The sequence below is a fragment of the Rhizobium sp. ERR 1071 genome, assembly GCF_007828675.1.
GTDB lineage: Bacteria > Pseudomonadota > Alphaproteobacteria > Rhizobiales > Rhizobiaceae > Rhizobium > Rhizobium dioscoreae.
Map to the genome: position 1 here is coordinate 107,821 of NZ_VITM01000004.1, position 25,047 is coordinate 132,867.

At 59.3% G+C, this 25,047-nt stretch carries 19 protein-coding genes; 8 read left to right on the plus strand and 11 right to left on the minus strand.

Annotated features, from left to right (window positions below):
- Positions 1-10: 10 nt before the first annotated feature.
- From FBZ99_RS15300 to FBZ99_RS15320, 5 genes are all read right to left on the minus strand, one after another.
- Positions 11-1,681: an ABC transporter ATP-binding protein gene (locus FBZ99_RS15300; RefSeq protein WP_145633960.1), complete on the minus strand. Its 1,671-nt coding sequence runs from the start codon at positions 1,679-1,681 to the stop codon at positions 11-13.
- A 13-nt stretch (positions 1,682-1,694) separates the two neighbouring features.
- The gene (locus tag FBZ99_RS15305) at positions 1,695-2,822 is read right to left on the minus strand and encodes an ABC transporter permease (RefSeq protein ID WP_113350620.1); all 1,128 of its coding nucleotides are present in this window, start codon (positions 2,820-2,822) and stop codon (positions 1,695-1,697) included.
- A complete protein-coding gene (locus FBZ99_RS15310) occupies positions 2,822-3,832 on the minus strand; it encodes an ABC transporter permease (protein ID WP_113350619.1) in 1,011 nt (336 codons plus the stop codon). Before FBZ99_RS15310 ends, FBZ99_RS15305 begins: the two co-directional genes overlap by 1 nt.
- A 154-nt stretch (positions 3,833-3,986) precedes the next feature.
- A complete protein-coding gene (locus tag FBZ99_RS15315) occupies positions 3,987-6,074 on the minus strand; it encodes an ABC transporter substrate-binding protein (RefSeq protein ID WP_113350618.1) in 2,088 nt (695 codons plus the stop codon).
- A gap of 135 nt (positions 6,075-6,209) precedes the next feature.
- Complete coding sequence (locus FBZ99_RS15320; protein ID WP_113350617.1) at positions 6,210-7,676, minus strand: alpha-glucosidase/alpha-galactosidase; 1,467 nt, start codon at positions 7,674-7,676, stop codon at positions 6,210-6,212.
- Between the two features lie 210 nt (positions 7,677-7,886).
- Between FBZ99_RS15320 and FBZ99_RS15325 the strand changes: the two genes are divergently transcribed.
- The gene (locus tag FBZ99_RS15325; RefSeq protein ID WP_113350615.1) at positions 7,887-8,789 is read left to right on the plus strand and encodes an AraC family transcriptional regulator; all 903 of its coding nucleotides are present in this window, start codon (positions 7,887-7,889) and stop codon (positions 8,787-8,789) included.
- Between the two features lie 197 nt (positions 8,790-8,986).
- Complete coding sequence (locus tag FBZ99_RS15330; protein WP_113350614.1) at positions 8,987-11,230, plus strand: glycoside hydrolase family 2 protein; 2,244 nt, start codon at positions 8,987-8,989, stop codon at positions 11,228-11,230.
- 21 nt (positions 11,231-11,251) lie between these two features.
- Here FBZ99_RS15330 and FBZ99_RS15335 read toward each other — a convergent pair whose 3' ends face one another.
- Entirely contained in the window at positions 11,252-12,163 is a 912-nt protein-coding gene (locus FBZ99_RS15335) for a GntR family transcriptional regulator (RefSeq protein WP_113350613.1), read from the minus strand.
- Between the two features lie 318 nt (positions 12,164-12,481).
- Between FBZ99_RS15335 and FBZ99_RS15340 the strand changes: the two genes are divergently transcribed.
- The 4 genes from FBZ99_RS15340 (at position 12,482) to FBZ99_RS15355 (ending at position 17,319) form a co-directional block, all read left to right on the plus strand.
- Positions 12,482-13,501, plus strand: a complete 1,020-nt coding sequence (locus FBZ99_RS15340) for an aldo/keto reductase (protein ID WP_113350612.1) — start codon at positions 12,482-12,484, stop codon at positions 13,499-13,501.
- Between the two features lie 178 nt (positions 13,502-13,679).
- Positions 13,680-14,669, plus strand: a complete 990-nt coding sequence (locus tag FBZ99_RS15345; RefSeq protein WP_113350611.1) for an ABC transporter substrate-binding protein — start codon at positions 13,680-13,682, stop codon at positions 14,667-14,669.
- 95 nt (positions 14,670-14,764) lie between these two features.
- The gene (locus FBZ99_RS15350) at positions 14,765-16,315 is read left to right on the plus strand and encodes a sugar ABC transporter ATP-binding protein (RefSeq protein WP_113350610.1); all 1,551 of its coding nucleotides are present in this window, start codon (positions 14,765-14,767) and stop codon (positions 16,313-16,315) included.
- A 32-nt stretch (positions 16,316-16,347) separates the two neighbouring features.
- Complete coding sequence (locus tag FBZ99_RS15355; protein ID WP_069610314.1) at positions 16,348-17,319, plus strand: ABC transporter permease; 972 nt, start codon at positions 16,348-16,350, stop codon at positions 17,317-17,319.
- A 270-nt stretch (positions 17,320-17,589) separates the two neighbouring features.
- On the opposite strand, the gene FBZ99_RS15360 is transcribed toward FBZ99_RS15355, so the two are convergent.
- The 4 genes from FBZ99_RS15360 to FBZ99_RS15375 all read right to left on the minus strand — a co-directional run bounded on the left by FBZ99_RS15360 (position 17,590) and on the right by FBZ99_RS15375 (position 21,934).
- Positions 17,590-18,597, minus strand: a complete 1,008-nt coding sequence (locus FBZ99_RS15360; RefSeq protein WP_113329622.1) for an acyltransferase family protein — start codon at positions 18,595-18,597, stop codon at positions 17,590-17,592.
- A complete protein-coding gene (locus tag FBZ99_RS15365; RefSeq protein WP_113350609.1) occupies positions 18,594-19,886 on the minus strand; it encodes an O-antigen ligase family protein in 1,293 nt (430 codons plus the stop codon). The genes FBZ99_RS15360 and FBZ99_RS15365 overlap by 4 nt, the downstream gene beginning before the upstream one ends.
- A gap of 8 nt (positions 19,887-19,894) precedes the next feature.
- Positions 19,895-21,169 (minus strand): polysaccharide biosynthesis/export family protein, encoded by a 1,275-nt coding sequence (locus FBZ99_RS15370; RefSeq protein WP_113329624.1) that lies wholly within the window; start codon positions 21,167-21,169, stop codon positions 19,895-19,897.
- An 84-nt stretch (positions 21,170-21,253) separates the two neighbouring features.
- Entirely contained in the window at positions 21,254-21,934 is a 681-nt protein-coding gene (locus FBZ99_RS15375) for a sugar transferase (protein ID WP_095437080.1), read from the minus strand.
- A gap of 730 nt (positions 21,935-22,664) precedes the next feature.
- Between FBZ99_RS15375 and FBZ99_RS15380 the strand changes: the two genes are divergently transcribed.
- On the plus strand, positions 22,665-22,955 hold the full coding sequence (locus FBZ99_RS15380) for an exopolysaccharide production repressor protein (RefSeq protein ID WP_113350608.1): 291 nt from the start codon (positions 22,665-22,667) through the stop codon (positions 22,953-22,955).
- A 90-nt stretch (positions 22,956-23,045) separates the two neighbouring features.
- The gene (locus FBZ99_RS15385) at positions 23,046-24,056 is read left to right on the plus strand and encodes a glycosyltransferase family 2 protein (RefSeq protein ID WP_113350607.1); all 1,011 of its coding nucleotides are present in this window, start codon (positions 23,046-23,048) and stop codon (positions 24,054-24,056) included.
- A gap of 12 nt (positions 24,057-24,068) precedes the next feature.
- On the opposite strand, the gene FBZ99_RS15390 is transcribed toward FBZ99_RS15385, so the two are convergent.
- A complete protein-coding gene (locus FBZ99_RS15390) occupies positions 24,069-25,013 on the minus strand; it encodes a polysaccharide pyruvyl transferase family protein (RefSeq protein WP_145633963.1) in 945 nt (314 codons plus the stop codon).
- Positions 25,014-25,047: the final 34 nt, after the last annotated feature.

The window sequence follows — 25,047 nt, forward strand, 5'->3', positions numbered from 1 at the left end:
TCCTGGGATGCTACGAAGCTACTTCGAACGCCGCTCTGACAAGGCGTTCTGTGTAAGCGGTCTTGGGATGGGACAGAACCTCTTCGACCGGCCCTTGCTCCATGATCTTGCCATGCTGCATGACGATGACGCGATGGCAAAGGGCGCGGACGACCTTGAGGTCGTGGGAAATGAAAAGGTAGCTCAGGCCTTTTTCATCCTGCAGCTTGCGCAGGAGGTCGATGATCTGGGCCTGAACGGAAAGATCGAGTGCGGAGGTCGGCTCGTCGAGCAGAATGAATTCTGGCTCGAGCGCGATGGCGCGGGCAATGGCGATACGCTGGCGCTGGCCGCCGGAAAATTCATGCGGGAAGCGCGAGAGAATGTTGGCCGGCATGCCGGCACTGACCAGTGCCTCCTTGACGCGCTCCAGGCGCTCCGCCTTGTTGGAACCGAGATTGTTGACAATCAGCCCCTCGCAAATGATCTGGCCGATGGTCATGCGCGGATTGAGCGACGAAAAAGGATCCTGAAAGACGATCTGCATGCGCGAGCGCAACGGCCGCATCTCGGCGCGAGACCGGCCATGGATCGGCTGCCCGTCGAAGAAAATCTCGCCGCCATCGGCATCGATCAGCCGCAGTAGCGCCTGACCGAAGGTGGTCTTGCCCGAGCCGGATTCACCGACAAGCCCGAGCGTCTCGTGGCGGCGCAGCTCGATATTGAGGCTGTCGACGGCGACGAGTTCGCGCATGTCGGGTTTGAAGAAGCTGCCGTGCCGCAGCATGAACGCCACCTTGACGGACTTGCCTTCGAGAATCGTGTCGCAGTTCGGCGGCAGCGGCTTTGCCTGTCCGCGTGGCTCCGAGGTCAGCAGGTGCTGCGTATAGGGATGCTGCGGGCGCGCAAAGAGCGCCTCCGTCGTATTGTGCTCGCGCATCTCGCCATGCTGCATCACATAGACGTAGTCGGAGAACTGGCGCACGACCGTCAGGTCGTGAGTGATCAGGATCACGGCCATGCCGAGCTGCTTTTGCAGGTTGCGGATGAGGTTCAGGATCTGCGCCTGCACGGTGACATCGAGCGCTGTCGTCGGTTCGTCGGCAATCAGTACGTCCGGGTCGTTGGCGAGCGCCATGGCGATCATCACGCGCTGGCGCTGGCCACCGGAGAGCTGGTGCGGATATTGTTTCAGCCGCGCTTCCGGATCGGGAATCTGAACCTGCTTCAGGAGATCGAGCGCCCGCTTCTCCGCGTCGCGGCGGCTGACCTTGCGATGGACCCGTATCGCTTCGACGATCTGGCTACCGATGGTGTAGATCGGATTGAGCGAGCTCATCGGCTCCTGGAAGATCATCGAGATGCGGTCGCCACGCAATTGCCGGCGCGCCCGCTCCGAGAATTTCAGCACGTTCTTGCCGTCGTAATGCACGGCGGACTTGTCGGAGACGACGGCGCGTTTGGTCAGCAGGCCCATCACCGTGCGGGCGGTCACCGATTTTCCCGAGCCGGATTCGCCGACGATGGCGATGGTTTCGCCGCGATAAAGCTGGAAGGTGATGTCTTTGACGGCATCGACCATGCCGTCCTCGACCTTGAACTTGACGGCAATATTGCGAGCGTCGATGACAGGTGCGGCTGTCTTGTTCGCAGCATCGAGCCGCCTGTCGGGAGCGAAGGAATTGACGAGTGCAAGAGCCATATCCGTTCTCCTCTCAATAGGGATCGATCGCGTCGCGCAGGCCGTCGCCAAGGGCGTTGAAGGCGAAGACGGTGACGAGAACGAAGGCGACGGGCGTCAGGATCCAGGGATAGGAGCCGATGACCGAATAGGTCGACGTATCCTGCAGCATCAGACCCCAGGAGATCAGCGGCGGTTTGACGGCAAAGCCGAGGAAGCCGAGGAAGGATTCCAGCAGCACGACGCTCGGGATCGCGAGCGTGACCGTCACGATGACGTGGCTCATGACGTTCGGGAAAATATGCTGCAGGATGATGCGCCGGTCGGTCGCGCCGACCGCCATGGCCGCCCGGACATAATCGATCCGCGCCAGAGCCAGCGTCTTGCCGCGCACCTCGCGCGACATCTGCGCCCAGCCGAGCGCCGACATGACGACGATGACGAAGGCGAGGAAGACGTTGGTCGGAGCCGTCACAGGGATCAGCGAGGTCAGTGCCAGGTAGAGCGGCAGTTGCGGGAAAGCCAGTACCACTTCGACGAAACGCTGGATCCAGGCATCGAGCGTGCCGCCGAAATAGCCAGATATCATGCCGACCGCAGTGCCGACGACGGTGACGATGGCGACTACCGTCAAGGCGATCATCAAGGAGATGCGCGAACCGTAAATGGCGCGCGACAGCACATCCCGGCCGAATTTGTCCGTGCCGAGGAAATGAACGGGGCCGCCGTCGGTGGCGCCGAAGAGATGCCGGTCACCGGGGATCAGGCCAAAGAGATGATAGGGGTCACCCTTGACGAAGAGACCAAGCAGGCGAGGGTGATCGTAATCCGGTCCGACGATCGGTTGGAACGTGACCGGATCGAGATCGCTGGTCTCGGCAAGCGCGTAGACCCGAGGCTGGAGGACGAAATTGCCGTCCTTGTCGTGAAAGCTGATGACCTGCGGCGGCGCGAAGCCGGTGTCGGTCGCCTTGGGGTCGAGCGGTGCGATGAATTCGGCGAAGATCGCCATCAGCAGCAGCAGGACGACGAGAGTAAGGCCGCCCATGCCGGTCCAGGAGCGCTTCAGGCGACGCCAGACCAGGGCGAGGTAGCTCTCATTGCCGCTCTTCTGCTTGATTTTCTCTTCGGGCGGCGGCGGGGAGTTGCTGAAGGCGAGCATCAGTGGATTCCTCCCTGTTGACGCACACGTGGATCGAGCAGGGCAAGCAACACGTCGGCGATGATATTGCCGACGATGAGGGTTGCCGAAAGCACCATCATGAAGGTTGCGGTCACGTAGACGTCGCCGACGGCCATCGAGCCGACGATCGCCGGCCCGACGGTCGGCAGCGTGAAGATGATCGCGGTCTCGATTTCGCCCGTCAGCATATAGGGCAGAACCACGCCCTGATACATGATCAGAGGATGCAGCGCATTCGGCACGGCATGGCGCATAACGACGGCGCCGCCGGAAAGGCCCTTAGCTCGCGCCGTTTCCACATATTGGGCATTCAGCGTATCGAGCAGATTGCCGCGCATGATGCGCATGTTGTAGGCGAGGCCGCCGAACGTGGCGATCGCGACGACCGGCCAGACATGCTTGACGAGATCGACGAATTTGGCCCAGGACCAGGGCGCACCGCCATATTGCGGCGAGAAGAAGCTGCCGATCTCCGAGACGTTGAGCTGGAAGACGAGGAGATAGACGATGATCAGTGCCATCAGAAAGCGCGGCACCGTCATGCCGAGGAAGGAGATGCCGGCAAGCAGATTGTCGATCCAGCTATATTGCCGCGTTGCGGCCCAGATGCCGAAACCGATGCCGAGAATGGAAGCCAGGATGTGGCACACGAGCGCCAAGGCTAGTGTTCGCGGCAGGCGCTCCCCGACGACATCGGCCACCGGCTTGTTGTAGACCATGCTGTAGCCGAAATCGCCCTTGGTGACGATGCCACCGATCCAGTTGAAATACTGGACGATCATCGGCTTGTCCAAGCCATGTTCCTTGCGATAGGCCTGCGCCTGGGCGTCGGCCTGTTCGAAGGACGCGCCGCCCTGGTTCATCAGTTGCGAGCGGATATAATCGGCATAATCGCCCGGCGGCGCCTGGATGATGGCAAACGTCACCACGCTCAGGATCAGGAGCACGGGAATGGCGGAGGCTATGCGAACGAGCAGGAATCGTAACATGGGACGGTTCGCTTCTCTTGATGCTGTCGACTGTCCCATTCTCCAGGAACGACATCGCCAGCGCTTCATTTAACCCGGCGATAGCTGATCGCTGGATGTTTCAGGTCCCATGGCAGCCTGCATCATACAGGCTGCCATGGGGTTGGTTGGAACCTTATTTGATCGGGCCGGCGCTGCCTGGGGCACCCGGCAGTTCCTCTGGGAACAGCTCGTATTTGCCCTGTTTGTCTGCCGCCACCCAGAGCCGCTCGCGGATGATCGAATCTTCTGCCCAGTTGAACAGGAAGATCGGCGTGCCCGGAGGAACGTTGGAGAAGCGCTTGTTGATGATGAGAGCGCCTGGATATTCGGTCAGGCCGATATTGTAGAGATGCCCGGTCGAGATCTTCTGGAACTGCTTCATCAAGGCCACGCGCTCGTCGTTATCTTTCGACGTGATGAACTTGTTGACGACATCGACCATGTCTTTTTCGAAGGGCATCAGGTCCAGCTGACCGCTTTCCGGGGCGCGGTGGTTCCAGCTGGTGCGGGGGCCGACCGGTGCAAGCTGTTCGGTATTCTGCACGACCGAGGCAAGCTCGGTGCTGTTGCGGCGGACCATCCAGTCGAAACGGCCGCTATAATTGGCATCGTCGCGCTTCGGACCAACGAGCGAGTTTATGATCACTCGAAGCCCGAGTTTTTCCATCTGGCTGACGACACCCTCGGCAAGGCTCTTGTCGGTGGTGTAGTCGCTGCTGACCAGAAGCGTGATCTCGACATCCTTGCCGCCGTTGATGCCGGCCGGGAAGTTGACGATGCCGTCGCCGTCCGTGTCCTTCAGGCCCGCTTTTGCAAGCTCGGCCTTTGCCGCCGCGAGATCGAACGGGTAATAAACCGTGGAATTGCGATCATAGAAGCTGCTGCCGGAGGATAGGCCGCCCGGATAGATCGCGGTGAACGGTCCCTTGACCAGTGACTCGCCAAGCGCCTTGCGATCGAGCGCCATAGTGACGGCCTTGCGGAAATCCTCATTGCGGTTCAACTCGCGCACCGCTTGTGCACGCTCGTCCGGACTGCCCCAGCCATTGGCAGAGAAATTCATCTGCAAATTATAGCCGATGAGGCGGGGACCGAAGGCGAGACGGGCAGGAGCATCGGGCTGTGCGGCGCGCTTCAGAGAGGCGACGAAGTTTTCCGGCTGCTCGAGGTTCGACAGGTCGCCAGAGCCGGCAACTGCCTGTACGTCGCGGTCTGCCCAGGTCGAGAGCTTGTAATGCAGCTCGTTGAGGTAAGGCAGTTGGTTGCCCTTTTCGTCGACCTTCCAGTAATAGGGATTGCGGCGCATGACGATGATATCGTCGGAACGGTATTCGACCGGGACCCAGGCACCCATGACCGGCATGTTCATATATTCCGGCGGGAAGGCGTTCTTGAACTGGTCGTAGGTGTTCTTGGAATATTTCGGGTGCTGCGGCTTCAAAAGATGCGACGGGCCTGGGCAGAAATTGGGATAGGCCATCGTGTAGAGATATTGTTTCGGGAAGGCGTCCTTGAAGGTCCATTCGATTGTGTAATCGTCGATCTTCTTGAGAGTTGTTCCTTCGCCGAAAGCTTCCGGAGATGCACCGCCGCCAAGCGGCGAGACGTTCGGATCGATGACCTCGTCATCCCAGTAGAACATGATGTCATCGGCGTTGAAGGGCGCGCCGTCGGACCATTTTGCACCTTCGATCAGGTGCATGGTGAGCTTATGGCCGTCCGACGACCATTCCCAGCTCTTGGCGAGGTTCGGCAGCGGTTCGGTGTCCTTGGCTTCCACCTGGAAGAGGGGAGCCGTGCGCGTCAGGCACTCCGAAAGGCCGATGTCGATGCCGCCCCAGCCCTGCGTCTGGCCGGCGCCGTAGTTCCAGCCTTCCGGCCGGCCGCCGATGACATGGCGCAGCGTGTCGCCATAGACACCGATGCCGTCGGGCATGTTGCCGGTTTTGAACACGAGCGGCTCTTTCGGCAGGCGATCCTTGACGGGCGGCAGTTTGCCGGTCTTCACGAACTTCTCCGTCACCCAGGCAGGCTCGTGATATTCCGGCAGCGCCTTGAACTCCAGAATGGAGTTGCGCTCGACATATTTGATTTTTCCTTCCGCCGGAAAGACCGGTGGAACGGGCGGCACAGTCGGGTCGGCCGCATGGGCGCTGATCGCGATTGCGGATGTGGCAATCGTCAACGCAGCCAAAAGGCCGATCGGTCGAAAATGTCTCATCTTTTCTCTCTCCCTAAATCGCGAGCGTTCCGTTCGAGACCTCGCGTTCCTCCTTTGAAACGAAAGATGGCTGGTTGAAGCGGGATATCCCCTTAAGATCCCGCCTCAACCTCCACCTTCCGGCCTGCCTGCTCGTCAGCCAGCCTGTTTCAAGGCTGCTTTCTCTGCGCGCAACTCCTCGATCGAGCGAATGTTGCGGCTCGCCGCGCCCTTCCAGTCGCGTGTCTTGACCTTGCCGCGCGACAGGCGCTCCTTCGCCTCGTCCACGGCATGTGCATATTGCGGCAGCCAGCGCGCTTCCGCGACGACCATTTCGTCGACCATCTGCCAGACCTCTTCCGGCGTGGCGACGGCGCCGACCAGCGGATCATGCAGGACGGCAAGTTTCAGGAGGTCGATATCGCCGCTAATGGCGGCATGAACCGACATACGCTGAACGTTGATCGAGGATATGCAGGTGGCCGCACATGCCTCCGGCAGTGTGATACCCGCCACCATATTGATGCCGAAGCGATCGACGAAGCCGGGTGACTCGATGATGGCATCGGCAGGCAAATTGGTGATGACGCCATTGTTCTTGACGTTGAAATGGCCGCGATAGACGCGGTTGGTTTCCAACGCTTCGAGAATATGGCTGGCGTGCTCGTTGGAGCGGCGTGTGGGATCGATCGGTTGCGACGCGCTGTCGAGGATCTGCTGGAATTCCGTCTCGAACCAGTTGCGCGTCTCGGTGGAGTGGCGAAGATAGCCGCCGGTCTCGCCATGGATCCAGTCCGACATGTCGATCCATTTGTTGATCTCGTCGGGGCGCTTGCGATACCAGGGCAAGTATTCCGACAGGTGTCCGTTGCTCTCGGTCGAATAGACGCCGAAACGCTTCAGCACGTCGATGCGCAGCTTTTCCTGCTGCGAATAGACTGGATGCGCCTCGAAGGCCGCGATCAGCTCGTCCCTGCCGATCTTGCGGCCGTTGAGGCGCAGGTCGACGAACCAGGTCTGGTGGTTGATACCGGAGCAGATATAGTCGAGTTCGCGCTTGTCCTTGGCGCCGAGCACTTCGGCAATCTGTTCGGCGCCGTGCTGGACGCCGTGGCAGAGGCCGATCGTATCGACTTTGCCGTATTCGATGGCCGCCCAGGTGTTCATCGCCATCGGGTTGGCATAGTTCAGGAATTTGGCGCCGCTCTCGGCGACTTCACGGATATCCTTGCAGAAATCGAGAATGACCGGAATGTTGCGCTGGCCGTAGAGAATGCCGCCGGCGCAGATCGTATCGCCGACGCACTGGTCGATGCCGTATTTCAGCGGGATGCGGATATCCTCGGCATAGGCTTCCAAACCACCGACCCGCACGCAGCTGATGACATAGCGGGCGCCCTCCAGTGCCTTGCGCCGATCCGTGCTGGCGGTGACGCGTGTCGGCAGCTTGTTGGCTTCGACGATCCGATCGAGGATCGCCTTGATCATCGTCAGATTGTGCTCACTCACGTCGGTTAGCGCGAATTCGACGTCGCGGAATTCCGGCACGCAGAGAATGTCGGTGAACAGCTTTTTCGTGAAGCCGACGCTGCCGGCGCCGATAATAGCGATTTTGAAACTCATGATCCTCACCTTCAAGTCGATCGAACAAGCAGCGGCAGGGAAATCGACGGCATTTTCGTCCAGTGTCGTATCGGTTGCGGAACAGGCCGAAATCGAGATTTTTCCTCCGATCGCCGTTCCTCGCCGGCGAGCATGCGCTGTTTTCTGGCGGGATTATGCCTATAATCGCCGAGGCGAACAGAGAACTATTATGCTTTTGAGGGTAATTTTGTGCTGCAAGAATTGATCGACAACGGACAGGTCATGCGGACGGTTTCGCTGCCGCGCGGACGCCACCGATTGCACGCCATGCCGACCAGTGCGGGATATGAAGTGCGCTATGACGAACCCTATGATTGGGATGGACGACGGCGCGGTCTGACACCCTTCACCGTGCTGCAGCACACGATCAGTGGCACCGGGCGCCTGCGCTATGAAAGCCGCAATTATCGTGTCAATGCCGGCGACACGCTCCTCGTTCTCGTGCCGCATAATCACCGCTACTGGCTCGAGAAGGGGGAGCGCTGGGAATATTTTTGGATTTCCATGAACGGCGAGGAAGCGCTGCGCATTCATCGGCTGATTCTCGCCGCAGCCGGTCCTGTGTTGAAGCTGCAGCAGGCGACGATCGATCATCTTGCCGATTGCAGCCTTCGGCTCGTCAAGGGCGCCACGACGCCGGCTTCGGCTTCGGCCATCGCCTATGAGGCGGCCATGGCGCTCTATGACGACGTCTTCGGCTCGCATGCCTTTGCCGCCGACCGATCCGTCATGCAGATCGTCATCGACTACATCAATGCCAATCTCGACAAGCCGCTGCCGGTCGAAGAGCTTGCGAAGGTGGGCGGCCTCAGTCGCGCGCATTTTTCGCGCGTTTTTGCCGAGAGCGAAGGCGTGCCACCCGCGGAATTCGTTCTACAGCAGCGCATGCAGCGCGCGGCGAAGCTGCTGACGAAGGCTGCCTTCATTCCGGTCAAGGAAGTCGCGATCATGTCGGGCTTCGACGATGCCAATTATTTCTCCAAGGTGTTTCGCCGCATCTACGGCATCAATCCGACGGAGTTCCGCACGACGGGCATGTATGCCGCGGTGCGCAGTCCAGTCGAGGAGACGAAGAATGCACGGAGCCGATAGAACCGTAATAGGTCGACGTTCTTGCTATCGCTTGCCTGTCTTGAAAATGGAAATCCGCCAACCCGTCGCATTGCGCAACGACGGCGAGCCTGTATAGATATCGCCCCGCGGCGTCCCGCCTGCCTCGCCGCGCGTCTGACTTCCCAGCAACATCTGTTCGTCATCCGATGCGACGGGCTTAATCGATAGGATTGAATATGCGTTCTGTTGTCGCCTTCAATGAATCCTGGACGTTTCATGAAGGGTTTTCGCCCGGAGATGCCGGCCGCCCGCAGGATGGACAGCAGGTCACTCTGCCGCATACGGCCGTCGAACTGCCCTTCAATTATTTCGACGAGAAATCCTATCAGCGCGCCTTCACCTATCAGAAAATCGTCAATTGGGATGAAAGCTTCGCAGGCCGTGAGGTATCGCTGATCTTCGATGCGGCCATGGCCGATGCCGTCGTCTATCTGAACGGCGAGGAAATCGTTGCCCACAAGGATGGCTACACGCCGTTCGAGGCGCGGCTGACTGGTCGCCTGCATAAGGGTGAGAACCTGATCACGGTCAAGATCGATGGCAGCGAGAATCCCGAGATCCCGCCTTTCGGCGGTCGGATCGACTATCTCACCTATGCCGGACTCTATCGCGATGTCTGGCTGAAGGTCGCTGCGCCCGTCTCGGTCGCCAACATCAAGATCGAGACGACAGATGTCCTTTCCGACCACAAATCCGCGACGGTGCGCTGCGACATCTCCAATCCGCAAAATCTCGCTTTCAAGGGTACGGTGACTGTTACTCTGCGCTCTGCCGACGGAGCAGCCATCGCTTCGGGTGAGGCTGACACATCAGGTGAAAGCGTCAAGCTCAGCTTTAGCGGCCTTTCCGGTCTTGCGCTTTGGGAGCTCGACAACCCCGTCCTCTATTCGGCGGAAGTGGAGCTTGCGAGCGAGCACGGCGCGGACCGTCTTGCTGCGACTTTTGGCTTCCGTACCGCGAGCTTCACAGCGGAAGGCTTCCTGCTGAATGGCAAAAAGCTGAAGCTGCGCGGTCTCAATCGCCATCAGGCCTTCCCCTATGTCGGCTATGCGATGGGCCGTTCCGCCCAAGAGCGTGATGCCGAAATCATGAAGCGTACGCTGAAATGCAACATCGTACGCACTTCGCATTATCCGCAATCGAAATGGTTCCTCGATCATTGCGACCGTATCGGCCTCTTGGTCTTCGAGGAAATCCCCGGTTGGCAGCATATCGGCGATAAGGAATGGCAGCAGGAATCGATCCGCAACGTGCGTCGGATGATCGAACGCGACTGGAACCATCCCTCGATCGTCATCTGGGGCGTGCGCATCAACGAATCCCAGGATTCTCACGATTTCTACGCCGAGACGAACCGCCTGGCACGCGAGCTCGATCCGACGCGCCAGACGGGCGGGGTGCGCTATATCACCGAGAGCGAAATGCTCGAGGACGTCTATACGATGAACGATTTCATCCTCGGCAACGAGGAACTGCCGGGTGCCAACCGGCCGCGCACGCCGCTGAGGCCGCAGCAGGAAAATACCGGTCTCTCCAAGGATGTGCCCTATCTGATTACCGAATTCGGCGGCCATATGTATCCGACGAAAATCTATGACCAGGAGCAGCGCCAGGCCGAGCATGTCCGCCGGCATCTGGAAGTCCTGAATGCCGCCTATGGTGATCCGTCGATATCGGGCGCCATTGGCTGGTGCATGTTCGACTACAACACGCATAGCGATTTCGGCTCGGGTGACCGGATCTGCTACCACGGCGTCATGGACATGTTCCGCGAGCCGAAATTCGCCGCTTATGTCTATGCCAGCCAGTGCGAGCCCGCCGAAGAGATCGTCATGAAGCCGGTAACGATCTGGGCGCGGGGCGAGCGCAACATCGGCGGCGCGCTGCCGCTGATCGTGCTGACGAACTGCGACGAGGTCGAACTGCGCTATGGGTCGCTGACCAAGCGTCTCGGCCCGGACCGGGAAACTTTCCCGCATTTGCCGCACCCGCCTGTCGTTTTCGATCATCGATCCTTCACACCGGACGAACTCGGCGTATGGGGGATGGAGTGGGAGGACGTGCATTTCACCGGTTACATCAATGGCAAGCCGGTAGCGCAGCAACATATGGTCGCCAATCCGCTGCCGACCTCGCTGCAGGTGGAAGCCGATGCCGATACTCTGCGCGCGGGTGAGCGTGACACGGTGCGTGTCATCGTGCGTGCCCTCGATCAGGCCGGCTCGCGTCTGGCTTTTCTCAATGAAGCCATCACGGTCAAGATCGATGGCCCGGGCAAGGTCCTCGGACCGCAAACGGTGGCATTCCAGGGTGGAACCACGGGCTTCTGGCTGCAGGCGACGGGCAAGTCTGGGACGATCAACCTCGAAGTCTCGTCCCCGCGCTTTGCCAGCCAAAGCTTGAGTTTTACTGCGAGGTGAGCGAGCAGCCGGCTCTTGCCGTCAGGCGACCGAGCCGGCAATTTCCCCCGCACCCTGGGGGATCGACTGTAACAGCGTCTGCCGCGCCGAGGCGAGATGCCGGCGGCACGCGGCCTCGATCCTTCGCTGGTCGCGTGATTGCAGGGCCTCGATATAGTCGAGGTGTTCGGTCACGGCGCGGGCATTGCGCTCGCGGGCGAACGTCTTGTTCCACTGGTAGTGATAGTGAAAGATGATGGCGATGACGTCGTAGAAATCGGCGATGAAGCGGTTCCTTGAGGCGCGATGGATGAGAAGATGAAACTTTTCATCGAGACGCGAGAAATCGCGGTAATGCGCGTCGAAATCCTCGAGCAGGGCGTGATGCTCCTGCTCGATCGCTTTGAGATCCTCCCAGGCGCGGTGATTGGCGGGCAGGCGGCCGAATTCGGCGGCGGAATGCAGCTCGAACATTTCGCGCACGTCGGCGAGCTCAAGCGCAAATTCGCTGGTGAAGCCCTTGAGGATCCAATGGCTGTTTGGTCGCTTTTCGATCAGGCCGAAGCGGCTGAAACGAATGAGGAATTCGCGCACGACCGAGGTACCGGTGCCGATCTCGCGCGCCAGTTCCAGCTCGTTGATCTGCATGCCGGGCTGTGCTTCATCGGACATGATGCGCATCATGAAACTGCGTTCGATGATGTCATGGAGTGAATCGGTCTCTTCCTTCGGGAAGAAATCGTCCTCCGTCGGCCGGCGCAGAACCGTCTTCTGCCGCTTGTTCCAGAGAATGATGCCGGCGTCATTTAGACGCATTAGGATCGCGCGCGCCGTGCTGCGGCTGACGCCGAGTTCGGCGGCGATTTCCGGCTCGCTTGGCAGCTCGGTATCGGGCTTCAGGCGCGCCGCATAGCGATTATACGCCTCCTTGAAGAGCGTGTTTTGCCTTGCCATTTCCCCCTCGCGTATCGTCGCCGCTCTTTACCGGCGGCGCTGTCTGAACCATGATCGAATGGCAGTCAATTGCAGGAGTGTTGATGGAGCGCACTGGCCACCTTCCTCCAAGGCGTCAGGCGATTTGCTCGTTGACACCAAAATGTTTATTGTAGATAAAAAACAAAATCAATTGGTGGATGGACTATCGGGAGCTGACCGCCACCAATGACGAAGGAGGAATGGGAGCGGCCCGCTTGGATCGCTCCGATAGGGATACAAGAGCGCCGGAAATGCGCTCATGGGAAATTGCGTGACAGCCATCACAAGGGAGAGGTGATGCAAATAAGAACAATCGGCAGGACGGCCCTCAAGGTCACGGAGATCAGCTTCGGCGCTGCGGCGCTGGGCGGCCTCTATCGTGCCTGTCCGCGCGACCAGGCAATGGCAACCCTCCAGGCCGCCTGGGACAGCGGTATTCGCTATTTCGACGCTGCGCCCTGGTATGGCTTTGGCCTTGGCGAACGCCGCGTTGGTGATTTTCTACGAGACCAGCCCGAGGACAGTTACGTGCTGTCGACCAAGGTCGGTCGTCTCATGCGCCCGGTGCCGACCGACAAGGTGCCGAATTACGGCTATGTCGATCCTCTGCCCTTCGATGCCGACTACGACTACTCGTATGATGGCATCATGCGCTCAGTCGAGTTCAGCTATGCCCGTCTCGGACTCAATCGCATCGATATTCTCTATGTCCACGATATCGGCGGCTATACGCACGGCAAAGCCTTGAACGAGCGTTACCTTGGGCAGCTCCTGGGGTCGGGATTGAAAGCTCTGGGGGAGCTGAAGTCGTCCGGCGCGATCAAGGCCTATGGTCTCGGCGTCAACGAAGTGCCGGTCTGCCTGGATGTGATGAACGCGGCTGATATCGACTGCATTCTGCTTGCAGGCCGCTATACCCTGCTGGATCGTTCGGCCGTTGCCGAGCTGCTGCCGCTTTGCGAGAAGAAGGGAACGTCGCTCATCGTGGGCGGCGTCTTTAACTCCGGTATTCTGGCGACTGGCCCCGTGCCTGGCGCGCATTTCGACTATCTGCCGGCGACGCCGGATATTCTGGCCAAGGTGGGGGCGATGGAGGAGATCGCCCGCAAGCACGGTGTACCGCTTGCCCAGCCGGCGCTTCAGTTCCCGCTGCGCAGCCCTTGCGTGGCGTCGGTACTGATCGGTACGGCGAAGCCGGAAAGTCTTGTCCGCAACATGCAGCTCGTGGAGCCAAGGCTTCCCGACAGTCTCTATGCGGAGTTCGAAGGTTTGACTGTGGTCGCGCCTCCATTGGGAGACGAGGCGGTCAGAGTCTAGCAGATTGGGAGCTATCGAGCCGTCGGGAGAGACGGCCTCGAAGAGGAGGAAAGCCTGTTTTGGCGTCGGTGGCCTTTCCGCCGCGCGATGCGTAATGCCGCAAGGCGTTGCGATACCGAGCCGTAAGCGTTCAGCGGCGGGTGTGCAGGAGAACAGAGCGCGTTGAGAGGAGAAGCAGATGAAAATTGCCAAGTCACTTCTATCCCGCCGCAGCTTTACCGGCCTTGCCGGCGCTGCCATCATAGCGATGGCGATGCCCGTGCAGTCCTTCGCGGCCGACGTGACCATTCCGATCATTGTCAAGGATACCACATCCTTCTACTGGCAGATCGTTCTTGCCGGCGCTCGCCAGGCGGGCAAGGATCTCGGTGTGAAGGTGCCGGAACTCGGCGCACAGTCGGAATCCGACATCAACGGTCAGATCAGCATTCTCGAAAACGCCGTTGCCGGTAAGCCGGCTGCTGTCGTCATTTCGCCGACCGAGTTCAAGGCGCTCGGCAAGCCCGTGGATGAAGCCGCCAAGTCCGTGCCGGTCGTCGGTATCGACTCTGCTGCCGATTCCAAGTCCTTCGTCTCGTTCCTGACGACCGACAACGTCCAGGGCGGCCGTATCGCTGCAGACGGTCTTGCGGCCGCAATCAAGGGCATGACCGGCAAGGAAGAGGGTGAGATTGCCATCATCACCAGCCTGCCGGGCGTCGGTTCTCTCGACCAGCGCCGTCAGGGCTTCCTGGAAGAGGTCAAGAGCAAGTACCCGGGCCTGAAGGTCGTTGCCGACAAATATGCGGACGGTCAGGCCACGACCGGTCTCAACATCATGACCGACTTGATCACGGCCAATCCGAAGCTGGTCGGCGTCTTCGCTTCCAACCTGATCATGGCGCAGGGTGTGGGCCAAGCGATTGCGGAAAACAAGCTCGGCGACAAGATCAAGGTCATCGGCTTCGACAATGACGACAAGACGGTCGGCTTCCTGAAGTCGGGCGTTCTTGCCGGCCTCGTGGTGCAGGACCCTTACCGCATGGGTTATGACGGCATCAAAACGGCGCTCGCTGCTTCCAAGAAGGAAAAGGTCGAGGCCAATGTCGACACCGGCGCCAACCTCGTCACCAAGGCGAACATGAGCGATCCGAAGATCGACGCGCTGTTGAACCCGAAGGTCAAGTAAGGCTTGAGGCCGCGCCTGCACAAAGCGGGCGCGGCCTTTTCGTCTGGCCGCTTCTCCGAGGCGGTCGCGCGGCGGTGCGAGAGGGAGGAGACCTCATGACGAGCCTTGAAGAAATCAGCCATCGGCACGACGATACCGTCAAGACGGAAGCAAACCGCATTCCGCCAGGCTCGCCAATCCTGGAACTCAAGGGCCTGCAGAAACGCTATGGCTTCGTCGAGGCGCTGAAGCCGGCGACCGTCACGTTTCTGGCTGGAGAGATTCATGCGATCGTCGGCGAAAATGGTGCGGGCAAATCGACCCTCATCAAGCTCCTGACCGGCGTCATCACCAGGACGGCGGGCGAAATTTTCTGGTGTGGGCATCCGGTTGCGCTCGCAACGCCGAATGAGGCAATCGCCCGCGGCATCAATGCGGTGCATCAGGAAGTCGTGCTTTGCCCGCATCTGACCGTCGCTGCCAATCTTTTCCTTGGCGATGAAGTCAATCGTTTCGGCCTGATGCGCAAGAAGCAGATGGTGGCGATGGCGCAAACCGTGCTCGATGATCTCGGCTTCGGACTGCCGGCCGGCGAACTCCTGAGCTCGCTCACCATCGGCCAGCAGCAGCTCGTGGCAACGGCAAGAGCCGCGATGCGCGGCACCCAATTCCTGATTTTCGACGAGCCGACTGCCTATCTCACCCGCCAGGAATCGGCGCAATTGTTCAAGCTGATCCGCCGTCTGCAGGGCGAAGGCGTAACGATCGTCTATATCAGCCACCGCATGGAAGAGGTGTTCGAGCTGGCCGATCGCGTCTCGGTTTTGCGTGACGGCACGCATGTCGGCACCCGCACGATCGCCGAAACCAACGAGGACGAGCTGATCAAGCTGATGATCAATCGTTCCATCGAGCAGATCTACCACAAGGAGGAGATCCCGATCGGCGATACCATCCTCGATGCCCGCGGCCTTTCCGGCCCCGGCTTCGAGAATGTTTCGCTCAGCGTCCGTGCAGGCGAGATCGTCGGTCTTTACGGACTGATCGGCGCCGGCCGAAGCGAATTCGCGCTGGGTCTTTATGGTCGCCAGCCGCTTTCTGCAGGCGAAATCTACTGGCAGGGACGCAAGGTCGACATCCGCAACGAGCGTGACGCGATGGAACTCGGTATTGCCCTGGCACCGGAGAGCCGACGCGATCAGGGCCTCTGCCTCAACCTGCCGATCGGGCTCAACATCAATCTCCCCGTGTTCCGGCGGCTGAGCCACGGTCCGATCATCAACAACAAGAGTGAAGCTGCGAATGCCGACAAGCAGATCCGCGATCTCAGCATCAAGACACCGAGCCGGCGGGTTCTGGTTTCAGCCATGTCCGGCGGCAATCAGCAGAAAGTGGTCATCGGCAAATGGCTGAGCCACGGTGCCAAGCTCTTCATCTTCGATGAGCCGACAGTCGGCGTCGATGTCGGAACGAAGGCGGAGATCTATCGGCTATTTGCCAAGCTGCTGCGCGCCGGCGCCGGCATCATCGTCATTTCGTCCTATCTGCCCGAGGTTTACGAGCTCGCGGACCGTCTGCACGTCTTCCGCCACGGCCAGCTGGTCGCCAGCCATGATTTCCATGCCGCGACGCATGAAGAAGTCCTCGGCGAGGCGATCGGCGTCTGAACAATAAACAAGTCTAAAGAGGGAGAACAAAAATGGCCGCGAATACGACAGAAGGCCCGACCGTTGCGCCCCGGCGCAAGATGAACATCCTCTTCAGCTTGACGCTGATCCTGCTGTTGCTGGCACTGTGGGTCGTGCTCGGACTCTGGACCGACAAGTTCTGGACGCCGCTCAACATCACCAATCTGATGCGTCAGGGCTCTATGACGGCCATTCTTGCGCTTGGGCAAACCTTCGTCATCATCACCGCGGGCATCGACCTTTCCGTAGGCGCGATCGTCGGCTTCTGCACCGTCATCATCGCCTGGCTGCTGCAGGCCGGGTTTCCGGTCTGGGCGGCCATCCTGATCACATTGCTGTTCGGGGTTCTGATCGGGGCGTTCCATGGTTTCGGCATCGTGCGCATGGGCCTGCCACCCTTCATCATCACGCTCGCGACATTGACATCGCTTCGCGGTATCGGCCTGCTGATTACCAACGGTTCGACGATCAATATCGTCAATGATGATTTCACCAATTTCGCTGTCTCGGATTTCTTGGGAATCCCGAGCCTGTTCTGGATGGTGATCCTCGTGGCGATCCCGGCCGTGATCTTCCTGCATCTGAGCCGCTGGGGGCGCTATCTCTTCGCCGTCGGCTCAAACCGCGAGGCTGCACGTCTGTCCGGCGTCAACGTCAACTGGATGATCTATCTCGCCTATATCCTTTCAGGGACCTGTGCGGCGTTCGTCGGCATTCTTCTTGCCTCGCGTATCGCCATCGGCAATGCCACGCAGGCCGACGGCTGGGAGTTGCAGGCGATCGCCTCTTCGGTGATCGGTGGAACCAGCCTGTTCGGCGCCGTCGGAACGGTCTACGGCCCGCTGATCGGCGCCTTCATCCTGGCAACCATCAACAATGGCGCCAACCTGCTGAACCTGAATTCCTTCTGGCAGCGCATTATCACCGGTGTCCTGATCATCGTCATCGTTTATTTCGACCAGCTGCGGCGCCGCCGGGCCTAGGAAAGGGACAGGGCGAGGCATGGGGCGACAATCGAGCGGGACGCTATCCCCGTTCGATTGTTGCCCATGCTTGTCGTCAAGGAAGGTCGCTTTGGAGCGCTGTGGGCCTAGACCTATCCGGGCAGGCGCCAGTTTAGAGGCTTGCAGGTAGAAGCAGGCATCAGTCTGCGCACAAGCTGCGCCGGAACCAACTGTCCTTTAGGAGAGGTCTACCGAGGCGTCCTCAAGCGTATGCGCGATATTGCGCAACGGGTGTGCGCAGCGCGGGCCTCAGGCCGGCGAAGGGCGCGATCTTTGCCAGCTCAGGTTTCTCAGCAGATTGCGCAGCGGCTTTTCGACAGCTTCGTAGGCGCAGATGCCGAGAATGGTGCCGCTGATGACGGCGACGAAGGTGATGGCGTCGGAGGGTATCTGCATCCGCGCCATCAGCTTGACGACCACCGAAATGGCCAATGTGTGCCAGAGGTAGATCGAATAGGAGCTGTTGCCGAGATAGGTAAGGAGCGGGATGGAGGGCAACTTGCCGCTGCGTTCCACCGACACCATGCCGAGTACGAGGGCAACAGCGAGGGGTCCGCAGGTCACCTCGTTGAAGTCCAGGCCGAGAATCTGGATCGCAGCAAAGCCCGACAATGCGACGGCGATCAGGGCAAGACCGAGGCCCGCCCCCGGCACGTGTCCGGATAGCCAGAGGCGTCCGAGGATTGCGCCGGCGACGAATTCCAGGATGATCGGCCGCGTATAGGTCAAAAGCAGCGGGGACTGTGAGGCGATGATGCCGCCGGCAAGGACAAAGGCGAGGAAGATCGCCGTCATGCTGGCAAGCCGCAGCCGTTGCGGCAGGAACAAGCAGGCCGCGAAGATGACGTAGAAGAACATTTCGAAATTCAGCGTCCATCCCTGCACCAGAACCGGCCAGATCTCATCACCGCTCGTGCTTGGCGAGCGGACAGGAATGAACAGCAGCGAACCGAGGATATGACCTGCCGTCAGCTTCATGTTCGGAAACAGGCCGATGGCGGCGCCGGCAATCATGATGGCGGTCACGATCCAGTAGGATGGCGCGATGCGCTGCAGCCGGTCGAGCGCAAAGCGCAGCGGCGTCACCGGTCGACGCTCGCTCATGGTCCACATGATGAATCCGCTGATGACGAAGAAGACGTCGACGCCAGCGGCGCCGATGCGGAAATGGCCGCCGCTGCGCTCGGCTGCGTGAAAGAACACTACCGCGAGCGCTGCAAAGGCACGGAGATATTGAATGCCGTAGAGTGTCTTCATTGGCCCGTTCGCGGCTCCCAGTTGACAGGCGGCGCGAATGGTATCTGCTCATCCGTTCGCAATGGCATGTTCGCCGGCATGCGCGCTCGCATGGAAAGCTTTCCTGCTGTGAAGTAAAACAGGAAGGACCCGACATGGTACGGATTGAGAATATCGATCTCGACGAAAGAGCGGATCAGCAACAGGGTCGCGACACCCAGAAGGATGTAGGATTCATCGTTTCTGATGTCGCTCAGAAAGCGGCTGATATGGCCGATGAAAGCCGTCAGCAGGATCGAGGCGAGCAGGAAGACGCCGACGAGTCCGGTTTCGACCGTAGTTTCGATATAGGTATTATGGAAATGGAAGCCAGCGCGGGAGGCGATAAAGAACTCATCCCACAGTCGCTCGGGCTCGGAGAAACCCTGGACCCAATAAGCTTGATAGCCGACGCCGAAGAAAGGATTCTGCTGTGCGGCCGCGATGCCCTGCTGCCAAAGATAGGTACGCCCGGTAAGCGTGGAATCCTTGCCAAACGCACCGAGAACAAGATCGACCGCACCGAGATAGACGCCGGCAACCGCGAGGATGACGCCGGAGACGGCCGCTGTCACAAACAGCCTTTTACGCTGCTTGGGAGACAGATACAGGATGACGCGCAGGCTTATGCATAACACTACGACCAGTCCCGTCGTCAGCACCGATGTTGCCGATGCCGAAGCATGGAGGCAATAGGCGGACAGCAGGCCGGCAAATCCTGCACCCAGCATCCAGATCCGACGTTCGCCAAGGACGAAGACGGCTGCGAAGGCGAAATAGATGCCGAGCGAGGCATAAAAGCCGAGCTGGTTCTTGGAATCGAAGGCGCCGACGAAGCTGTAGCTTCCGTCGATCGGATCATAGGCGTAATAGCCGAACAATATCGAATAGATGAGCACGATGGCGGTGCCCGCGATCGCGCCGCGCGTCAGCGTGCGGATATCGAGCGTGCGCATGGCGACCAAGGCGCAGAAGATATGCGTCATGTACTGGATCGCCGCGCGCGCCGTCACGGAGGGCACGACCGACCAGAAAATCGAAAGGCAGGTGAAAACGCCGAATGCGAAGAGCCAGAGCTGTCTATTATAGCTGCCGAGCACGTTCCGGTAATCGATCATGACGAGCGGAAACCAGAGGGCATAGTACAGCAGAATCGAGGGCTGGCCGAAGCGGGAGGAATAGGCAAATACGAAGAAGGAGAGAGCAATCGCCACCGCTCCGTAGGTGGCGTTGCTGCCTGGACGCACAAAGATCGATTTGGCTATCCGCATCGACTTTCCTATCGGATGGCAAGGCCGGTAGTGACCTTGATTAGGTCGCCCGGCAGTACCTGCGTGTTCTCCTGAGCCTGAATTTCCTTCGACTGGCCGTTTTCGTCACGAATGATGGTGTAGGAGATGCTGACACCCGGTCCGCTTGGATCGAGGTTGCTGGCGTCGGCGGATTGGGCCACGGCTTCCTGCATGAGCGATTGGCTGGTCGACAGTTTCAGCTGCAGCGTTTCCAGCTGCGTGTCGGTATCCTGCATGTCCTGGGCCAACGAGCTCTGCCAGTCGTTGTGCAGAGTGATCTCGTCCTGGTTGGCCTTGTTGATATCCTGTTTGGCTTTCAGGGACGCGGTTTCCGTATCGAGAAGCGTCGCTTCCAGATCGGAGGCGCGCTGTTCAGCGGAGATCCTGCGGGAGGCAAGCTCCAGGCCGCGTTCCGTCAGGCTTTCGACTTTGTCGCGATCGGCCTTGGCCAGATCGAGCTGGCGGCTCTGCGTGTCGTTCTTTTTCGAAAGCGCCTCGACTTCGTTCTGTAGGAGCGCCTTCAGATCTTCCAGTGATTTTAGCTGCGTCGTCATGCGCTTGGCGCGCGTGTCCATCAGCGCTTTCTCGCTTGCGAGCAGACTTGCCGTTTGGGGCAATTGCTTGAGCTCTGGCGGCACATCGATGTCATCCTTGCCAGCCAATTCGGCCAGCAGCCGCGCCTTGCGCATCAGCAGGCGGCTGCGCTCCGCCATGTAGACGACGGCGTCGCCCTTGGCATTGATGAAATCGCGCGCAAAGCGCTGTCCGGCATCGGCACGGCGCATGCCGCCGCCGAGGCTTACGGCTTTCAGCACGGTCAGGTTGGGTACGAACGGATATTCACCCGGATTCTGCACTTCCCCTGAAAGGTAGATCGGTCGGAACTGCGACATTTCAACTGAAGCCGATGGGCGATCACGCAGGCCGAACTGCTTCTGCAGCCCGAGGCCGATGGCTTCGGCGATCTGATCCGTGGTCTTGCCGACTGCGGGCATGTCCCCGATGAAGGGAATGGATATCGAGCCGGAAGGGCCGACCGTATAATCGCCCGAAATGGTGGACCAGTCACGAACCGTGCCTTCGGCGGTCTGCCATTCGGCGACGCGCACATGCAGCTTGTCCATGACGCCCAGATGATATCCGGGAAGGTTTTCGGCCGAGGCCGAGACGGAAGCTACGCAAAGGCTGAGAGCAACGATAGTTGCGCAGCGTAGCGATGTATTGACGCGTACAAGCCTCTTGGAAGGCCGAAATTCAATCATGCAGGATCTTCCCTGTTATTGGTAGGCAACCCGCAAGACGCGGGAGAACCGCAGGAAACCTCCCGCGGTATCTGTCAGTCATCATCAATAGCTGCCGCGCGAGAGGCAGACTGCAGGAATGGTTTTGGCGATGATCACCATGTCGCTGCTGAGCGACCAGTTCTTCACATAATGCGTGTCGAAGGCGACACGGCTTTCATAGGAGACGTCGTTGCGGCCGCTGACCTGCCACAGACCGGTCAGGCCCGGACGGGACTGCAAATAGTAGATTGCCGCGGTCTCGTAGCGTTCGAGCTCGTCTTCCACGACCGGGCGTGGTCCGACGACGCTCATTTCGCCGCGGATGATGTTGATGAGCTGCGGCAGCTCGTCGAGGCTGAGCTTGCGCAGGACGGCCCCGACGGTGGTGACACGGGGGTCGTTCTGCAGTTTGCGCGTTGCGCGCCACTCTTCCATTGCCTTCGGATTGGCCTGCAGGTAGGCATGCAGCACCTTGTCGCCATCGACGACCATGGTGCGGAACTTCAGGCAACGGAAGGTCTTGCCGTTATGGCCGATACGGCGATGACCGTAGAAAGCGGGGCCGCGGTCTGTAAGTTTTACCAGCAGCATCAGCATCAGAAAGAGCGGGCTGATGAGAACCAAAGCGAGCATAGCGGTAGAGACGTCGAAAACGCGCTTCAGTACTCCACCAGTGGGCGGAAAGACGTCGCTTTCCGCGGCGCTGAAAAAAGCCGATGTGGCCGATCTCGTCGCAGACTTCATAGAGAAAACTCCATTCATGTTGACGATTGGTCGGAAATTCTCGGACGCGTAATTAGAGCCGGGATGATCGGAGTGTAGGTTCCGATTTGGACTTTTTAAGCCAAACTTTTGTAGCGATATGGCATGGCGGTATAGAATTACCGCACCGATGGTGAATTGGTTTAATTTAGTGATCAACTATAGATGGGTTGTACTGTATCGTGTTGCGTATAATGTCACGGTTGACAGCTCTGCCGCGTCATAGTCGACGATTTCTAAGGATGTTATAGGCATCGAACGGTAAGTTGTTCATTATCATTGGCTTCGATAGCCTGTGTTTGGTTTCCCTTCAGCTATATGCTATCCCGATTTCTTCATGAGATATATTGCGCTGCAGCAATATTTTGCAGCGCACATACTGAGATCGGATTTTTCAGGACTTTGTAATAAAAGTTGATTGGATTGACGATGAAACGATGGAGGCGCGGCTGACCTCATGCTTCGTAAAAATTGCATTATTTCATTACATCTCCATATAATTGCAAAGAGAAAGATGAACAAATTCAATTGTAATTATAATCGAGGTGTAGTTTTAACAGGCCCGGCGTTAGGGTCGTCTCAAATCGCAACGGATCTGGGTAACTTGGTTGAATCTCAATGAATCATAAAATATATTTAAGACTTAGGTCTGATAAGGGAGGAAAGACCTTGATCGTTTTTCATTTGATGGTCGAGCGGGCGGGGTAAGATTATGTATGCGCCCCGCGTTTTCATCAGCATGCTGGGCACGCTGATCGTATTTGCCATCGCAACATATTTCCTGACGAACTCGCTTTCGACCACCCTGATCGAAACGGTCATCTGTGCCGTCCTTCTGCAGGTCGGTTATTTCCTGGGTGTGCTCTACCTTGTCTGGAAAGAGCGCAAGGCGCATGAAGCCCTGTCGAGCGAAGATAAGGTGCCGTCATCGGCCCAGGAGGACAGCAAGGTCGCCGGTCTGTCCGCCTCCAGTTTAAAGCGTTCGGAACCGTTCAACCCCTGAACCGGCTAGACGATTAGATCTTTTGATGATCCGGTAGTTGCCGGATCGGCGCCATGTCCTAAGTCTCCGCCTGAACCATTGGAGGCTGACGTGATCGACAGTGCAGAAAAAAGTGTCTGCGTAATCATTGCCGCAAAGAATGCCAGCGACACCATCGGGCTGGCCGTTGCCTCGGCCCTTCGCGAGCCCGAAGTGGCGGAAGTCGTCGTCATCGACGACGGTTCGACGGATGGGACCGCTGCCGCGGCGGCCAAGGCCGATGACGGCAGCGGCAGACTGACGATCCAGGAATTCGAGAAGAACCGTGGTCCCGCCGCAGCACGAAACCACGCGATCGACATATCCAAGGCTCCGCTGATCGGCATTCTCGATGCCGACGATTTCTTCTTTCCGGGGCGTTTTGCTGCGCTGCTTGCCGCTGACGATTGGGATTTCGTCGCCGACAACATCGCCTTCGTCAGTGCCGACACCGTTCCTGACGCGCATGCACGGCTCGATCATTTCGATGCGAAGCCGCGGTTTCTTGATCTTGCTGCTTTCGTCGAGGGCAATATTTCCAAGCGAGGCGTGCGCCGCGGCGAGATCGGCTTCCTGAAGCCCTTGATGCGGCGTTCCTTTCTAGATGCGCATGGCCTGCGCTACAATGAGGCGCTGCGCCTCGGCGAGGACTATGACCTTTACGTCCGCGCGCTGGCGAAGCGTGCACGTTACAAGGTCATCCATAGCTGCGGTTACGGCGCCGTGGTGCGCAGCGATTCCCTGAGCGGCCGGCACAGGACGGAGGATTTGCGTCGTCTCTATGAGGCTGACCGGACCATTCTTGCCAAGGGCGGGCTTTCTTCGGAAGATGCTGCGGTAATCCGCCGTCATGAGCAGCATATCCGCGATCGCTACGAGCTCAGGCATTTCCTAGACATCAAGTCGCAATCGGGGCTCTTGTCTGCTGCGATCTATGCGCTTTCGCATCCCTTCGCCGTCCCGGCGATTGCCGGCGGCATTCTGGCCGATAAGACCGAGCGCTTCCGCAAGCGGAGCGGTGCGCCCATTGCCCATGCCGGTGCGAACGGCCTGCGCTATCTTCTGCAGGCCGCTCCGAAATAGCGGTATCGCGGCTTACAGATAATCGCGGCGAACGCCTTCGACCACATTGAGGAGGCGCTCCTTGCAGGCGGCGAGCGCGCTATCCTTGCTCAGCTGCGGCCTCGCCTTGCTTGCCTGCCACAGAGCCAGGGCGGAAGGCATGGCAAGTGCCTGCTTTGCCATGATGCGCAGCGTAGTCTGCTCGGGATCGGCAAGCATCACGTTTTCCCCGTAGCGCTGTTTTCCGAGCTCGTCTGCTGCCAGCTTGCTGCGTTCGAAGCCGACTCCCCAGAACTTCGCGCCCTTGGCGATCGCCTCGGCGCGGGTCGAAACGGGGATGTGCTTCGGCTGATAGGTGACGCCGAGCGAGCGCGCCCAGTCGTTCCATTTGAAGCTGTTGATGGAGCGCGAGGAGCTGACTGCAATCCATGGAACGCGGAAAGCATCGGCAAGGATGGCGCCATGCATGGACTCCGCAACGATCATTTCTGAGGCGGCAATTTCGCGGATCACGGCCTTTGCCTCGCCGCGGGGATCGAGATAGGAAAGGCCCACGGTCTTGCAGATTTCAGGCCAGAGACCAGCGGCAGCCGATTCCCAATGCGGAATGAAGGTGCGCTTGCCGTTTTTCGAAATGCTCTGGAACTCGGGCATTTCCGTCACCAGGACGGCGGGGTCGACAATGCCCATTGTGGCAGGCAGGCCAGCCTTTTCCGCTGTCAGCGGGCCGCGTACGCTGCGAATGTCCCATTGCGATGTGTCGCGCATGTCGGGAAGGGAACCATAGCCGAAGCCGCTGCCGATGACGAGCTTGCGTCCCTCGTCGGGCAGGATCTCTGTGTTGAGGACGGTTCCGACGCCGACCAGCAGTGTTTCCTTGTGAACATCGCGAAGGCCGGGAAGTAGGAAATCCCAGAGCCAGAGATTGAGATCATCACCGAAATTGCCATGGGTGGATTCCCAGTGGAACGGCTTCATACAGGACTCCTTGCTGATCCAAACGATAGCGGGG